At 62.1% G+C, this 14,352-nt stretch carries 13 protein-coding genes; 7 read left to right on the top strand and 6 right to left on the bottom strand.

Annotation, left to right across the window (positions count from 1 at the left end):
* The first annotated feature begins 236 nt into the window (after window positions 1–236).
* Window positions 237–683 (top strand): response regulator, encoded by a 447-nt coding sequence (locus ACHPFG_RS28880; protein ID WP_431701089.1) that lies wholly within the window; start codon window positions 237–239, stop codon window positions 681–683.
* A gap of 118 nt (window positions 684–801) precedes the next feature.
* Here ACHPFG_RS28880 and ACHPFG_RS28875 read toward each other — a convergent pair whose 3' ends face one another.
* On the bottom strand, window positions 802–2,979 hold the full coding sequence (locus ACHPFG_RS28875) for a malate synthase G (protein ID WP_131699094.1): 2,178 nt from the start codon (window positions 2,977–2,979) through the stop codon (window positions 802–804).
* A gap of 266 nt (window positions 2,980–3,245) precedes the next feature.
* On the opposite strand from ACHPFG_RS28875, the gene ACHPFG_RS28870 reads away from it, so the two are divergent.
* Window positions 3,246–3,758 (top strand): glycine cleavage system protein R, encoded by a 513-nt coding sequence (locus tag ACHPFG_RS28870; protein WP_145336852.1) that lies wholly within the window; start codon window positions 3,246–3,248, stop codon window positions 3,756–3,758.
* A gap of 219 nt (window positions 3,759–3,977) precedes the next feature.
* Here ACHPFG_RS28870 and rarD read toward each other — a convergent pair whose 3' ends face one another.
* From rarD to ACHPFG_RS28845, 5 genes are all read right to left on the bottom strand, one after another.
* Window positions 3,978–4,862 (bottom strand): EamA family transporter RarD, encoded by an 885-nt coding sequence (gene rarD / locus ACHPFG_RS28865; protein WP_145336851.1) that lies wholly within the window; start codon window positions 4,860–4,862, stop codon window positions 3,978–3,980.
* A gap of 187 nt (window positions 4,863–5,049) precedes the next feature.
* Window positions 5,050–6,024: a serine/threonine protein kinase gene (locus ACHPFG_RS28860; RefSeq protein WP_431701088.1), complete on the bottom strand. Its 975-nt coding sequence runs from the start codon at window positions 6,022–6,024 to the stop codon at window positions 5,050–5,052.
* Between the two features lie 180 nt (window positions 6,025–6,204).
* The gene (locus ACHPFG_RS28855) at window positions 6,205–8,103 is read right to left on the bottom strand and encodes an alkaline phosphatase PhoX (RefSeq protein ID WP_131699097.1); all 1,899 of its coding nucleotides are present in this window, start codon (window positions 8,101–8,103) and stop codon (window positions 6,205–6,207) included.
* Between the two features lie 79 nt (window positions 8,104–8,182).
* Window positions 8,183–8,947 (bottom strand): TOBE domain-containing protein, encoded by a 765-nt coding sequence (locus tag ACHPFG_RS28850; RefSeq protein WP_131699098.1) that lies wholly within the window; start codon window positions 8,945–8,947, stop codon window positions 8,183–8,185.
* Window positions 8,948–8,999: 52 nt separating this feature from the next.
* The gene (locus ACHPFG_RS28845; RefSeq protein ID WP_431701087.1) at window positions 9,000–9,737 is read right to left on the bottom strand and encodes a ComF family protein; all 738 of its coding nucleotides are present in this window, start codon (window positions 9,735–9,737) and stop codon (window positions 9,000–9,002) included.
* A gap of 92 nt (window positions 9,738–9,829) precedes the next feature.
* On the opposite strand from ACHPFG_RS28845, the gene bioB reads away from it, so the two are divergent.
* Genes bioB through bioD form a run of 5 tightly spaced genes read left to right on the top strand, consistent with a single transcriptional unit; the run spans window position 9,830 to window position 14,319 of the window.
* Complete coding sequence (bioB, locus tag ACHPFG_RS28840) at window positions 9,830–10,885, top strand: biotin synthase BioB (protein ID WP_010207025.1); 1,056 nt, start codon at window positions 9,830–9,832, stop codon at window positions 10,883–10,885.
* 46 nt (window positions 10,886–10,931) lie between these two features.
* Window positions 10,932–12,113 carry an 8-amino-7-oxononanoate synthase gene (gene bioF, locus ACHPFG_RS28835; RefSeq protein WP_131699100.1) on the top strand — a complete coding sequence of 394 codons (1,182 nt, stop codon included), beginning with the start codon at window positions 10,932–10,934 and terminating at the stop codon, window positions 12,111–12,113.
* Window positions 12,106–12,837, top strand: a complete 732-nt coding sequence (locus tag ACHPFG_RS28830) for an alpha/beta fold hydrolase (protein ID WP_431701086.1) — start codon at window positions 12,106–12,108, stop codon at window positions 12,835–12,837. Before bioF ends, ACHPFG_RS28830 begins: the two co-directional genes overlap by 8 nt.
* A complete protein-coding gene (gene bioC, locus ACHPFG_RS28825; protein WP_431701085.1) occupies window positions 12,830–13,642 on the top strand; it encodes a malonyl-ACP O-methyltransferase BioC in 813 nt (270 codons plus the stop codon). The genes ACHPFG_RS28830 and bioC overlap by 8 nt, the downstream gene beginning before the upstream one ends.
* Entirely contained in the window at window positions 13,639–14,319 is a 681-nt protein-coding gene (gene bioD, locus ACHPFG_RS28820; protein WP_431701084.1) for a dethiobiotin synthase, read from the top strand. Before bioC ends, bioD begins: the two co-directional genes overlap by 4 nt.
* Window positions 14,320–14,352: the final 33 nt, after the last annotated feature.

The raw sequence follows: 14,352 nt of genomic DNA, 5'->3' as shown, positions 1-14,352 counted from the left end.
GCAATTTTTTTGTCGTTATCGTCCTGCATGGTCGACTCCTGAGCGGCGGGTGCCCATTGGACGTAAGTCTAGGTCGATGAAAACGCCGCAGAACTAAGGAAAAACCTTACACGACTATCGTCCAAACCCCGTAGAACACCCACTAGGAAAACTTTCCGACGAAGTGCACATTGATCGCCCTTCCGCAGATGTCTGACGAGTGTGCTGGAAGATTGTCGAAAACCGCTGAGAAACGTATGTCCGACCACGATATTTTGAGTGATGCCGAGCGCGAGGCGCTGAGCGCCGTGATGCTGGAGCCTGATTTACCGCCACAACGCGTGTTGATTGTTGACGACGACAAGGATGCGCGTGAACTGCTGGCGGAGATCCTGGGCTTGGACGGTATTCGCTGCATGACTGCCGACAGTGGCGAGGCAGCGTGGGATTTATTGAAGTCCAGCAGCTCCATCGGTTTGCTGATCACCGATCTGCGCATGGAACCCAGCAATGGTCTGGAGTTGATCAAGCAAGTGCGCGAATCAACCCGCGCGGCACTGCCGATCATCATCATGTCGGGGGATGCCGAAGCGCCGGATGTCATTGATGCGATGCATTTGAGCGTGGTGGATTTTCTGTTGAAGCCGATCGACAGCGTGAAGTTGGCGAAGCTGGTCAAGCGCGAGTTGGGGATGGCTTCCTGATTTTCGCGGTGTCTGTACGGGCCTCATCGGGAGCAAGCTCCCTCCCACAGTTGACCGCGTACATCCACGCCACAGCCCCAAAGAAAAAGCCCTGATCTCACGATTAGGGCTTTTTCATTTACAGGCCGTTTTTAGCCTTGAACTCCCGACGCCGACGGTGCAACACCGGCTCGGTATAGCCATTCGGCTGTTTGGTCCCTTCAATAACCAACTCCACCGCTGCCTGGAACGCAATGTTGCTGTCGAAATCCGGCGCCAGTGGGCGGTACAGCGCATCCCCGGCATTCTGACGGTCCACCACCGGCGCCATGCGCTTGAGGCTTTCCATTACCTGGGCTTCGTTGACAATGCCGTGGCGCAGCCAGTTGGCAATGTGCTGGCTGGAGATGCGCAGGGTGGCGCGGTCTTCCATCAGGCCGACATCGTTGATGTCCGGCACTTTCGAGCAACCCACGCCTTGGTCGATCCAGCGCACGACATAGCCGAGGATGCCCTGGGCGTTGTTGTCCAGCTCGTTGCGGATTTCTTCGTCGGACCAATCGGTGTTGCTGGCCAGGGGAATGGTGAGGATGTCGTCCACCGACGCACGCTCGCGCTTGGCCAGTTCGGCCTGGCGTGCGAACACGTCGACCTTGTGGTAATGCAGCGCGTGCAGTGCGGCTGCCGTCGGCGATGGCACCCAGGCAGTGTTGGCGCCGGCCAGTGGGTGGGCGATTTTCTGTTCGAGCATCGCCGCCATCAGGTCGGGCATCGCCCACATGCCTTTACCTATCTGCGCACGGCCTTGCAGGCCGGTACTCAAGCCGATATCGACGTTCCAGTTCTCGTAGGCGCCGATCCATTTTTCCGCCTTCATCGCCGCCTTGCGCACCATCGCGCCGGCTTCCATGGAGGTGTGGATTTCGTCGCCGGTGCGGTCGAGGAAGCCGGTGTTGATAAACACCACGCGCTCGCTGGCCGCCTTGATGCAGGCCTTGAGGTTGACCGTGGTGCGGCGCTCCTCGTCCATGATCCCGACCTTGAGGGTGTTGCGCGGCAGGTTCAGCACGTCTTCGATGCGGCCGAACAGCTCGTTGGTGAACGCGGCTTCTTCCGGGCCGTGCATCTTCGGCTTCACAATGTAGACCGAACCGGTGCGGCTGTTCTTGCGCGTGTTGTTGCCGTTGAGGCTGTGGACCGCTGCCAGGCTGGTGAGCAGGCCGTCGAGGATGCCTTCGGGTACTTCGTTGCCGTCTTTGTCGAGGATCGCGTCGATGGTCATCAAGTGGCCAACGTTGCGCACGAACAGCAGGGAACGGCCGTGCAGCGTCACGTCCTTGCCGTCGACGCCGGTGTAGACGCGGTCGGCATTCATGGTGCGGGTGAAGGTCTTGCCGCCCTTGGCCACTTCTTCGGCCAGGTCGCCCTTCATCAGGCCGAGCCAGTTGCGGTAGATCACCACCTTGTCATCGGCATCGACGGCGGCGACGGAGTCTTCGCAGTCCATGATGGTGGTGAGTGCGGCTTCCATCAGTACGTCTTTGACGCCGGCGGCATCGGTCTGGCCGACCGGGGTGCTGGCGTCGATCTGGATTTCGAAGTGCAGGCCGTTGTGTTTCAGCAGGATCGCGATCGGCTCGGCCGCAGGGCCCTGGAAACCAATCAACTGCGCATCGTCACGCAGGCCGCTGTTGCTGCCACCCTTGAGGCTGACGATCAACATGCCGTCGACGATCTTGTAGCCGGTGGAATCGACGTGGCTGCCGGCGCTCAGCGGCGCGGCTTCGTCGAGGAAGGCACGGGCGAAGGCAATCACCTTGTCGCCACGCACTTTGTTGTAGCCCTTGCCCTTTTCGGCGCCGTCGGCTTCGCTGATGGCGTCGGTGCCATACAGGGCGTCGTACAGCGAGCCCCAACGCGCATTGGAAGCGTTGAGGGCGAAGCGGGCGTTCATCACCGGCACCACCAGTTGCGGGCCGGCCATGCGGGCAATTTCGTCATCGACGTTTTGGGTCGAGGCCTGGAAGTCTGCGGCTTCTGGCAGCAGGTATCCGATGTCTTGCAGGAAGGCTTTGTAGGCCACCGGGTCGTGGGCCTGGCTGGCGTGAGTCTGGTGCCAGGTATCGATCCGCGCCTGGAAATCGTCGCGTTTGGCGAGTAGGGCTTTGTTCTTCGGAGCCAGGTCGTGGATGACCTTGTCGGCACCGGCCCAGAACTGATCGGCAGTGATGCCGGTACCGGGAATGGCTTCGTTGTTCACGAAGTCGAACAGGACTTTGGCGACCTGCAGGCCACCGACTTGAACGTGTTCAGTCATTGCTTGCCTCACTCTGCGGAGCTTATGCGCTGATTCAGATTTTCATTATGTAGTGCTCGGGAGGGCATACTACATGATGACTTGCGGTTGTGAAAATTAGACTAAATACGTCGTTTAGCGACCCACTTTGGTCGTACGGTCACAGCGGAGAATCGGATGTTCTCAAAAAACTATTAGATTGTTCCAGATAAATATAAAAATGGTACACGATTTGTTTTCGCGGGCTTCCGAGTCCACCTTGTAGATTGAATTCAGAGGGCTTCGCCATGGACCATCTTGTACTCACTATTATTGCCGCCGACAAACCCGGCCTGGTAGAACGCATCGCGCAGAACATTGCGGCCCACGGCGGCAATTGGCTGGAAAGCCGAATGGCGCATATGGCCGGGCAGTTTGCCGGGATCCTGCGGGTCAGCGTTCCTGCGGAAAGCCGTCAGGCGCTGGTAGGGGCGCTGGAAGACTTATCCACCCACGGCATTCGCGTGCTGGTAGGAGAGGGCAGTACCGGGCAGGCATCGGCGTCCAAACCCATCGTGATGACCTTGGTCGGCAATGATCGCTCGGGCATCGTGCGTGAGATTACCGCGCTGTTGAGCAAGCAGGGTGTGAACCTGGAACGCCTGAGCACCGATGTACGGCCGGCCCCGATGAGCGGTGACCCGCTGTTCAGCGCGGAGGCTTTGTTGCAGGTGCCGTCGACGTTGTCCCTGGATAAGTTGCAGGAGTCGCTGGAAACCTTGGCCGATGACCTGATGGTGGAGTTGCGTAGCGAGGAATAACCCACAAGGTTATGCATGGAAATCTTGCATGGGCCTGTGGATAACCTGTAGAGACCCGGCGCCAGGCCACGCCGACCGGGCTTCTGCGCGGGCTGAGCAAAAAACGAGCAGTTTCAAGGGCTTGTGCACAAATGGCGGGGATCAGGTTGTGGATAACCTTGGGGTGGATCTCTGCAAGCCAAGCCGGCTGGGGCTTGCAGAGGTTTGTGCGTTATTTGATCAGCGTTTGCGCACGGTCAACCAGGCATCGACGCTGTAGACCACCAGCCCGGCCCAGATAAAGGCAAACGCGATCAGCGTGCTCGACGCCAGGTGCTCGCCGAACAGCAGCACCGCTTCCAGCAACACCAGCGTCGGTGCCACATACTGCAAAAAGCCCAAAGCGGTGTAAGGCAAATGCCGTGCGGCGGCGTTGAAGCACACCAGCGGGATCAACGTTACGGGGCCGGCCGCCACCAGCCACCAGGCTTCGGATGTGCTCCAGAACGCCAGTTGCGCACTGTGGGCCGACGGGTTGAACAACAACCAGGCCACCGCAATCGGCACCAGCATCCAGGTCTCCACCACCAGCCCCGGCAGCGCCTTGACCGGCGCCTGCTTGCGGATCAGGCCGTAGAAACCGAAGGTCAGCGCCAGCACCAAAGACACCCACGGCAAGCTGCCCACCTGCCACACCTGTTGCGCCACACCCACTGCGGCCAGCCCCACGGCCACCCATTGCAGGCGACGCAGGCGCTCGCCAAGCAGCAGCATGCCCAGCAGCACATTCACCAGCGGGTTGATGTAGTAACCCAGGCTCGCTTCGAGCATGCGCCCGCTGTTCACCGACCACACATAGGTCAGCCAGTTACCGGCAATCAACGAACCGCTGAGTGCCAGGATTGCCAGGCGCTTGGGGTTGTCGCGCAGTTCGCGGAACCAGCCCGGGTGCTTCCACACCATCAGCAGCAAACCACCGAACAGCGCCGACCAGAGCACCCGGTGCACGATGATTTCGGCGGCGGGCACACTGGCGATGGCTTTGAAGTAGAGCGGGAACAGACCCCAGATGACATAGGCACTCAGGCCCAGGATGTACCCCTTGCGGGGGTTGGCGGCTTGCATGCGTAATCCTTGCTTAGGCAGCTAACAAAGCGCGATTGTAAGGATATTTGTCAACCAATGGGACTGGCTTGGTAATGCGGTCTGCTTTGTGTGGGAGGGGGCTTGCCCCCGATGGCGGTGTATCAGCTAGCTTATTTGCAGCTGACACACTGCTATCGGGGGCAAGCCCCCCTCCCACACAAAGCAATCAGAAGAGTTTGAGGGGTTCTTCGTTGAGCGCTGAGAGCTGCTCACGCAACGCCAGCACCTGGTCGCCCCAGTACCGCTCGCTGCCGAACCACGGGAAGCTGTGGGGGAACGCCGGGTCATCCCAGCGCCGTGCCAGCCAGGCGCTGTAGTGCATCAGGCGCAACGCGCGCAGCGGTTCGATCAGCGCCAGTTCGCGCGGGTCGAAGTCGTGGAACTCCTGGTAGCCGTCCATCAGTTCCGACAGTTGGCCCAGGCATTCCTGGCGATCACCGGCAAGCATCATCCACAAGTCCTGCACCGCCGGGCCCATGCGGCAGTCGTCGAGGTCGACGATATGGAACATCTCATCGCGGCACATCATGTTGCCGGGGTGGCAATCGCCGTGCATGCGGATGTTCTTGTGCGGCGTGGCTTTGTAGACGTCTTCTACACGCTTGAGCAGGTCGCGGGCCACGGACTCGTAGGCCGGCAGCAGGCTCTTGGGAATGAAATTGCCTTCGAGCAACGTATTGAGAGAGTCATGACCGAAGTTCTTCACACCCAAGGCTTCGCGGTGTTCGAAGGGGCGGGTGGAACCCACGGCGTGCAAGCGGCCGAGCAGCTGCCCAAGGCGATAAAGCTGGTCAAGGTTGCCCGGCTCCGGTGCACGGCCGCCACGGCGCGGGAACAGGGTGAAGCGGAACCCCGCGTGTTCGAACAGGCTTTCGCCGTTATGAATCATCGGCGCGACCACCGGCACGTCGCACTCGGCCAACTCGAAGGTGAAACGGTGTTCTTCGAGGATCGCTTCGTTGGTCCAGCGCTGGGGGCGGTAGAACTTGGCGATCAGCGGTTCGGAGTCTTCGATGCCCACCTGATACACGCGGTTTTCGTAGCTGTTGAGCGCCAGAACGCGAGCATCGCTGAGGAAACCGATGCTTTCGACAGCGTCGAGTACCAGGTCGGGGGTGAGTGTTTCAAACGGATGGGCCATGCGAACTCCTGCGCGCAGCAGGTCGCCGCGTCCGGCCGGGTATGGTAACGCACCAGGCTGGAGATAGGGGGCGCCTGTGCCATTGGCATCGGGGGGCAAGCCCCCTCCCACAGGTGACCGCGTTTATCCTTTAGGAATGTGGTCCTGTGTGGGAGGGGGCTTGCCCCCGATAGCGGTCTATCAGGCGCCGACAATCCCGCCATCGTCCCGCCGAATCGCCATCACCGACGAACGTGGCTTGCCATTCGGCAGGTGTTCCGGCCACGTCGAACCACCGGTTTCGCCTGGGTGCTGAATCCCCACAAACAGGGTTTTCTGATCCGGCGAGAAGCTGATGCCCGTGACCTCACAGGCCACCGGCCCGACCATGAATCGGCGGATTTCCCCGGTGCTCGGGTCGGCGCAGAGCATCTGGTTATTGCCCATGCCAGCGAAGTCGCCGGCGTTGCTGTAGTCGCCATCGGTAAGGATCCACAGGCGCCCGGCCTTGTCGAACCCCAGGCCATCGGGGCTGTTGAACATGTTCTGCGGGTTGATGTTCGACGAGCCGCCTTTTGGCGTGCCGGCATGCGCGCCCGGGTTGCCGGCCACCACAAACAGGTCCCAGCTGAAGTCCGCTGCGCCATGGTCATCGGCGTTGGCCTTCCAGCGCAGGATCTGGCCGTAGACGTTTTTCTCGCGTGGGTTGGGCCCACCCACCGGCTGGCCGTCTTCGCCGCGCTTGGCGTTGTTGGTCAGGGTGCAATAGACCTGGCCGTCGGTAGGGCTGACCACGATCCATTCCGGGCGGTCCATGCGTGTGGCTTTCACCACACTGGCGGCCAGCCGTGCGTGGATCAGCACTTCGGCCTGGCTGGCGAAGCCGGTGCTGGCGTCGATACCGTTTTTGCCATGGGTCAGCTCGACCCATTGACCTTTGCCTTTCGGATGATCGGCGTTGCCATCGCCCGCGTCGAAGATGGCCACGTACAAGGTGCCGTGGTCGAGCAGGTCTTTGTTGGCCTTGGGATTCTTGTGGTTGATCTTGTCGCGGCTGACGAACTTGTAGATGAACTCGCCGCGTTCGTCGTCGCCCATGTACACCACGGCGCGGCCGTCACGAGTTTCCGCGAGGGCGGCGTTCTCGTGCTTGAAACGGCCCAGGGCGGTGCGTTTGGCCGGGGTGGATTGCGGGTCGAACGGGTCGATTTCCACTACCCAGCCGTGGCGGTTGAGTTCGTTGGGGTTCTTGGCCATGTCGAAGCGCGGGTCGTGCAGGTGCCAGTTGATCTCTTTGCTGGCGGCCACCACGCCGTAGCGTTTCTGCCCGGCGTCGAACACTTGCTGCGGGTTACTGCTGCCGAAGCAGTCGGTGAAGTTCTCTTCGCAGGTCAGGTAAGTGCCCCATGGGGTCTTGCCGTTGGCGCAGTTCTGGAAGGTGCCGAGGACTTTTTTGCCGGACGTGTCGGCGCTGGTTTTCAACCATTCGTGGCCGGCGGCGGGGCCGCTCAGGCGGATCGGTGAATTGCCGTGGATGCGGCGGTTGTAGCGCGAGTCCTGGACGAACTGCCAGGTGTCACCTTTGCGCCGCACTTCGATCACCGACACGCCTTCGCTGGCCTGAGCCTTGTGTACGTCTTCGGCCGATTGGGGTGCGCCGCCGTGGGCGTAGAGGTAGCGGTAGTTGGTGTATTCGTTGTTGATCGCCATCAGCGCGCGGTTGTCGTCGCCGGGGAAGGCGAACAGGCTCATGCCGTCGTTGTTGTCGCCAAACTGTTGTTCCTGGGCTTTGGCGGTGCCATTGCCGGATGGGTCGAAGGCCGGGGCGTTCTTGTGCAGCGGCTGGCCCCAGCTGATCAGCACCGAAGCGCTGTAGCCCGGCGGCAGGGTGATGGCGTCGCTGGTGGCTGCGGCGATGCTGGTAAAGCCCAGCAGCGGGCTGGCGGAGGCGGCGTTGACGGCCAGGGCGCTGCGGCTCAGCAGGTTGCCACCGAGGAACATCGCGGCACCGCACAGGGCACCGGCACCGATGAAGCGGCGGCGGGTGAGGCCGACCATGTGTTCGAGGTCGGTGGCTTGGTTTTCTTCTAATAGGCTCATCTCAGGCTCCCTGCGGTTTTTGCAGACACCATAAGGAGCGGGCGTGACGAAATTGTTGCAGTTTGAAGAGCCGCTCGGTTCAGACCGGCGTGCCGAGCAGCACATTGCTGGGGGCAAATTGCACTTGGAGTGTCCGGCCTGCGGCGGCGTCCAGTGTCTTGAGCTCGGCGGGCTGCGCCAAGGCGCATAAAACCTGGCCATTGGGCAGGGCGATGCGCACTTCGCTGGGGCCGTCCTCGGCGTCGAGAATCGCGTCGACGGTTCCACTCACGCAATTGTGTCCAGGTGTTGCAGGCTTGTCGAGCGCCAGCAATTCCAGCCAGCCGGCCTTGATCAACGCAACGACTTCCACGCCGACCTCCAGCTCCAGCCGTTGCGTACTGTCATGGGTGATTTGCGCCGCCAGGGTCAGCCCACCGGCGAGCTGCAAGTGAATCAGGTCGTTGCGGCCATGCTGTTCAATCGCAATGACCTGGCCATGCAACTGGTTACGGGCGCTGGTGCGCAGCATCAAGCGGCCGAGCAGGTTGAAGTCGCTGGCGGCTTCGTCCGAGCCGAGTACTTCGGCCTGTAACACTTGCAGGCGTTGATAGAGGCGCAACACCCGTTCACCTTCGGCCGTGAGTCGGGCCCCGCCGCCGCCCTTGCCGCCGACACTGCGTTCGACCAAGGGTTTTTGCGCCAGGTTGTTCAGCTCATCAATGGCGTCCCAGGCGGCCTTGTAGCTCAAACCCGCACTTTTGGCTGCGCGGGTGATGGAGCCCTGCTCGGCGATATGCCCCAGCAGGGCGATACGCTGGGGGCGGCGGACAATATGTTGGCTGAGCAGAGTCGGTAGAGACATGGGCGCACGCTGTGTTGGGATGAGCGGACGTTGCGGCCGCGAGGCATGAGAGTCAAGTACCAGGCTTTGGCGTGCGGGCCAGGCAGTACACGTCCACCTGTCGCGCTCCGGCGTTGATCAATAACCGCGCCAGGCTGTGGGCGGTGGCACCGGTGGTGAGCACGTCGTCCACCAGCGCGAGGTGGCGGCCGCGCACCTCGGCGCCAGGGGCCAGGGCGAAGGCGTTGAGCAGGTTGCGTTTGCGCGTCCTGGCGTCGAGGGCTTGCTGCGCGACGGTTTCATAAGGGCGTAGCAACAGATGTTCATCGTGGGGAAGGTTCAGGTCGGCACTGAGCCAGCGCGCCAGCATCAGCGCCTGGTTATAGCCCCGTTCACGCAGGCGCCTGCGGGCCATGGGCACTGGCAACAGAATGTCCGGGCGGGTGAGTGGGTGGTTGTCGAAGCGATGTTGCAAGTAGTGCCCCAACAAGCGCCCCAGCATATGCCCGAGGGGCCAGCGTGCCTGGTGCTTGAAGCGACTGATCAGGGTGTCCACGGGAAAGCTGTAGGTCCAGGGCGCGATCACCTGTTTAAAGGCGGGCGGTTGTCGCTGGCATTGGCCGCAGACCAGGCCGTCCATCGCCAAAGGCAAGGCGCAGACTTCACACTGCTCCATCAGCCAGGGCAGCTCGGTTTCGCAGGCGTTGCAGACACAGTCGGCTGTTTCAGTCGTCTCGTCGCAGATTAAGCATTTCTGTATGTTTTTTAACCAGATGTAAACTTCGTGTTTGCGTATTGGTTGACAGTGCATGAGTCTTCCTTAAATATGCCGAGCATCCGTGTCGTGCCTGTGGGTATTGCCCTTCCCGCAGCGCTTGCCAAAGCATAATCAAGGAATCGCCCATGAGCGCCAGCACCACCGCCACCTTGCGTCACGATTGGTCTTTAGCCGAAGTCAAAGCGTTGTTCGTGCAACCGTTCAATGACCTGCTGTTCCAGGCGCAGACCGTGCACCGCGCGCACTTCGATGCCAACCGTGTACAGGTGTCGACGCTGCTGTCGATCAAGACCGGCGCCTGCCCGGAAGATTGCAAATATTGTCCGCAGTCGGGCCACTACAACACTGGCCTGGAAAAAGAAAAGCTGATGGAGGTGCAGAAGGTCCTTGAAGAGGCTGCCCGCGCCAAGGCCATCGGTTCGACCCGTTTCTGCATGGGCGCCGCCTGGAAGCACCCGTCGGCCAAAGACATGCCCTACGTGCTGCAGATGGTCAAAGGCGTAAAGGCCATGGGCCTGGAAACCTGCATGACCCTCGGCCGTCTCGACCAGGACCAGACCGAAGCCCTGGCCCAGGCGGGCCTCGATTACTACAACCACAACCTCGACACGTCGCCGGAGTTCTACGGCAGCATCATCACCACCCGCACCTACAGCGAGCGCCTGCAAACCCTGGCCTACGTGCGTGAGTCGGGAATGAAGATCTGCTCGGGCGGTATCCTCGGCATGGGCGAGTCCCTCGACGACCGCGCCAACCTGCTGATCCAGTTGGCCAACCTGCCGGAGCATCCGGAGTCGGTGCCGATCAACATGCTGGTGAAAGTTGCCGGAACGCCGCTGGAAAACGCCGAGGACATCGACCCGTTCGACTTCATCCGCATGCTGGCCGTGGCGCGCATCCTGATGCCGCAATCCCATGTGCGCCTGTCCGCCGGCCGTGAAGCGATGAACGAGCAGATGCAGGCCCTGGCGTTCTTTGCCGGTGCCAACTCGATCTTCTACGGCGACAAACTGCTGACCACCGCCAACCCGCAGGCCGACAAGGACATGCAACTGTTCTCGCGCCTGGGCATCCTGCCGGAAGCCCGTGAAGAGCATGCGGATGAAGTGCACCAGGCGGCGATTGAACAGGCGTTGGTGGAGCAGAAGAGCAGCGAGCAGTTCTATAACGCCGTTGTTTGATTCCCACCTGTTTTGACCGAGTTGCACCTGCCACCCCGAGGCCTGCATGTCTTTTGATCTTTCCGCGCGCCTCGCTGCCCGCCGTGCCGAACACCTTTACCGTCAACGCCCGCTGCTCCAGAGCCCTCAAGGCCCGGAAGTGGTGGTTGACGGTCAACCCCTCCTGGCATTCTGTAATAACGATTACCTAGGCCTGGCCAATCACCCGCAAGTGATCGAGGCCTGGCGCGCCGGGGCGTCCCGCTGGGGCGTGGGCGGCGGTGCCTCGCACTTGGTGGTGGGCCACGCCACGCCGCACCATGAACTGGAAGAGGCGCTGGCCGACCTCACCGGCCGCCCGCGGGCGCTGTTGTTTACCACCGGCTATATGGCCAACCTCGGTGCGGTCACGGCGTTGGTGGGACAGGGCGATACGGTGCTGGAAGATCGTCTCAACCATGCCTCGCTGCTGGATGCCGGTTTGCTCTCCGGTGCGCGCTTCAATCGCTACCTGCACAACGACGCGACCAGCCTGGCCAAGCGCCTGGAGAAAGCCATCGGCAATACGCTGGTGGTCACCGATGGTGTGTTCAGCATGGACGGCGACTTGGCCGACCTGCCGGCATTGGCCCGTGCAGCCAAGGCCAAAGGCGCCTGGTTGATGGTGGATGATGCCCACGGCTTTGGCCCGCTCGGCGCTAATGGCGGCGGGATCGTCGAGCATTTCGGCTTGAGTCAGGACGACGTGCCGGTACTCGTGGGCACCCTGGGCAAAGCGTTCGGCACGGCCGGGGCGTTTGTCGCGGGCAGTGAGGATTTGATCGAAAGCCTGATCCAGTTTGCCCGGCCGTATATCTACACCACCAGCCAACCGCCGGCGCTGGCCTGCGCCACTCTGAAAAGCCTGGAGCTGCTACGCACCGAGCATTGGCGGCGCGAGCACCTCGACCGCTTGATTCGTCAGTTCCGCCAGGGCGCCGAGCAGCTTGGCCTGGACTTGATGGACAGCTTTACACCGATCCAGCCGATTCTGATCGGCGACAGTGCCAAAGCCATGCGCCTGTCGCAGCTGCTGCGTGAGCGCGGCCTGATGGTCACCGCGATCCGCCCGCCCACCGTACCTGCCGGCAGCGCGCGTTTGCGCGTGACACTGACGGCCGCCCACAGCGAAGCGCAGGTACAGCTATTGTTAAACGCATTGGAAGAGTGTTTCCGCTTGTCTGGTGCCACGGAGCCCGACCATGCGTGATCGACTGATCTTGCTGCCCGGCTGGGGCCTCGGCGTATCGCCGCTGGAGCCATTGGCCGCCGCCTTGCGTGGCCTGGACGAACACCTGCAGGTGCAGATCGAGCCGTTGCCGGCGCTCGATTCCAGCGACCTCGATGAATGGCTCGACGAACTCGACGCCACCCTGCCTGACAACGCCTGGCTCGGCGGTTGGTCCTTGGGCGGCATGCTCGCTGCCGAACTGGCGGCGCGGCGCGGCGAGCGTTGCTGCGGTTTGCTGACCCTGGCGAGCAACCCGTGTTTTGTCGCCCACGAAGGCTGGCCGAATGCGATGCCCGCCGAGACCTTCGATGCGTTCCTGGCCGGTTGTCATGCCGATTCCCAAGTCACCCTCAAGCGCTTCGGCCTGTTGTGCGCCAAAGGCGCCGAAGACCCGCGCGGGCTGTCGCGCCTGCTGGTCAGTGGCGCGCCGAATTCAGCGTCCAGTGTGTTGATGCCCGGACTGGAACTGCTGGCCCAGCTGGATACCCGCGACGCCTTGCTGGCCTATCGTGGCCCACAGTTGCATCTGTTCGCCGGCATGGACGGATTGGTGCCCGCCGAAGCCGCCAGCGACCTGCTGGCGCTGCTGCCTGATGTGGAAATCGGCCTGATTGAACAGGCTGGTCACGCTTTTCTTCTGGAAGACCCCCACGGTGTAGCGGGGGCCATCCAGGCTTTTTTGCATGAGTGCGTTGATGACTGATTTATCCCTTCCCCCACTGCCGGGCGCCTTGCCGGACAAGCGCCAGGTGGCGGCATCGTTTTCCCGTGCGGCGGCCAGTTACGACAGTGTCGCCGAGTTGCAGCGAGCGGTGGGGCATGAGCTGCTGTCCCGTCTGCCATCAGCGTGTGCGCCACGACGTTGGCTGGATATGGGCTGCGGTACGGGTTATTTCAGCCGCGTGCTGGGTGAGTTGTTGCCAGCGAGCCAAGGTGTGGCGCTGGATATTGCCGAAGGCATGCTCGATCACGCACGGCCTTTGGGCGGTGCTGAGTATTTCATCGCGGGCGATGCCGAGCGTCTGCCTTTGAAGGATGGCAGCTGCGGGCTGATCTTCTCCAGCCTGGCGGTGCAATGGTGTGCGAACTTCGAGGCGGTGCTCAGCGAGGTCTATCGCGTGCTGCAACCGGGTGGCGTGCTGGCGTTCGCCAGTTTGTGCGTCGGGACGCTGGATGAGCTGCGCGAAAGCTGGCGGGCGGCGGATGGCCTGGTGCACGTCAACCGATTTCGCACCTTCGAGGCGTACCAGCAGTTGTGCGCGGCAAGTGGTTTGCGCGTGCTCAGCCTGGAGCGGCGTCCCCATGTGCTGCATTACTCGGATGTGCGCAGCCTGACCCATGAACTCAAGGCGCTGGGGGCGCACAATCTCAATCCGGGCCGCCCGGGAGGGTTGACGGGCCGTGCGCGGATTGCTGCACTGGTAGACGCCTACGAGCAGTTCCGTCAGGCCGAGGGACTGCCGGCCACTTATCAAGTGGTGTACGCCGTCCTGGAGAAGCCCCTATGAGCGCCGCTTATTTCATCACCGGCACCGATACGGATGTCGGCAAGACCACCATCGCCGCAGGCCTGTTGCACGCCGCGCGGCTTGCCGGCAAAAGCACCGCGGCTGGAAAACCCGTGGCTTCCGGTTGCGCAGTTACGCCCAAGGGCTTGCGCAACGCCGATGCCCTGGCGTTGCTGGCCGAGTGTTCACTGCCGTTGAGTTATGCCGAGGTCAACCCGGTGGCGTTCGAACCCGCCATCGCCCCGCACCTGGCTGCGCGGGAGGCCGGCGTCGCGCTGACGGTGCAGTCGTTGTTGAAACCCATGCAGCAGATCCTGGCGCGACAAGCGGATTTCACCCTTATCGAAGGCGCAGGCGGCTGGCGCGTACCGCTGGCCGACCAGGACAACCTGTCGGACCTGGCCATAGCGCTGCAACTGCCGGTGATCCTGGTGGTGGGCGTGCGCCTGGGTTGCATCAGCCATGCCTTGCTCACCGCCGAAGCCATCGCACGGGACGGTTTGCCCTTGGTCGGTTGGGTGGCGAATATCATCGACCCCAAGACCTCTCGTCTGGAAGAAAACCTCGCGACCCTGGCCGAACGCTTGCCCGCGCCGTGCCTGGGCCGAGTGCCCAAGCTCAAGCAAGCCAGCGCCGAAGCGGTGGCTGAGCACCTGCAACTGGACCTGCTTGACTGATTCTGGCTATCGGCAAGGCATTATGCCATTAGT

Source organism: Pseudomonas sp. BR20 (genome assembly GCF_050780135.1).
In the GTDB taxonomy this organism is placed as follows: Bacteria; Pseudomonadota; Gammaproteobacteria; order Pseudomonadales; family Pseudomonadaceae; genus Aquipseudomonas.
This window is presented reverse-complemented; position numbering and strand designations above follow the sequence as displayed.

Excerpts from the sequence above, each read along its gene's own strand:
- ACHPFG_RS28850 (WP_131699098.1), bottom strand. The coding sequence starts at position 8,947 with ATGTCTCTACCGACTCTGCTCAGCCAACATATTGTCCGCCGCCCCCAG.
- ACHPFG_RS28870 (WP_145336852.1), top strand. The coding sequence starts at position 3,246 with ATGGACCATCTTGTACTCACTATTATTGCCGCCGACAAACCCGGCCTG.
- ACHPFG_RS28880 (WP_431701089.1), top strand. The coding sequence starts at position 237 with ATGTCCGACCACGATATTTTGAGTGATGCCGAGCGCGAGGCGCTGAGC.
- ACHPFG_RS28830 (WP_431701086.1), top strand. The coding sequence starts at position 12,106 with ATGCGTGATCGACTGATCTTGCTGCCCGGCTGGGGCCTCGGCGTATCG.
- bioF (WP_131699100.1), top strand. The coding sequence starts at position 10,932 with ATGTCTTTTGATCTTTCCGCGCGCCTCGCTGCCCGCCGTGCCGAACAC.
- ACHPFG_RS28875 (WP_131699094.1), bottom strand. The coding sequence starts at position 2,979 with ATGACTGAACACGTTCAAGTCGGTGGCCTGCAGGTCGCCAAAGTCCTG.
- bioB (WP_010207025.1), top strand. The coding sequence starts at position 9,830 with ATGAGCGCCAGCACCACCGCCACCTTGCGTCACGATTGGTCTTTAGCC.
- ACHPFG_RS28845 (WP_431701087.1), bottom strand. The coding sequence starts at position 9,737 with ATGCACTGTCAACCAATACGCAAACACGAAGTTTACATCTGGTTAAAA.
- ACHPFG_RS28860 (WP_431701088.1), bottom strand. The coding sequence starts at position 6,024 with ATGGCCCATCCGTTTGAAACACTCACCCCCGACCTGGTACTCGACGCT.
- bioD (WP_431701084.1), top strand. The coding sequence starts at position 13,639 with ATGAGCGCCGCTTATTTCATCACCGGCACCGATACGGATGTCGGCAAG.
- rarD (WP_145336851.1), bottom strand. The coding sequence starts at position 4,862 with ATGCAAGCCGCCAACCCCCGCAAGGGGTACATCCTGGGCCTGAGTGCC.
- bioC (WP_431701085.1), top strand. The coding sequence starts at position 12,830 with ATGACTGATTTATCCCTTCCCCCACTGCCGGGCGCCTTGCCGGACAAG.
- ACHPFG_RS28855 (WP_131699097.1), bottom strand. The coding sequence starts at position 8,103 with ATGAGCCTATTAGAAGAAAACCAAGCCACCGACCTCGAACACATGGTC.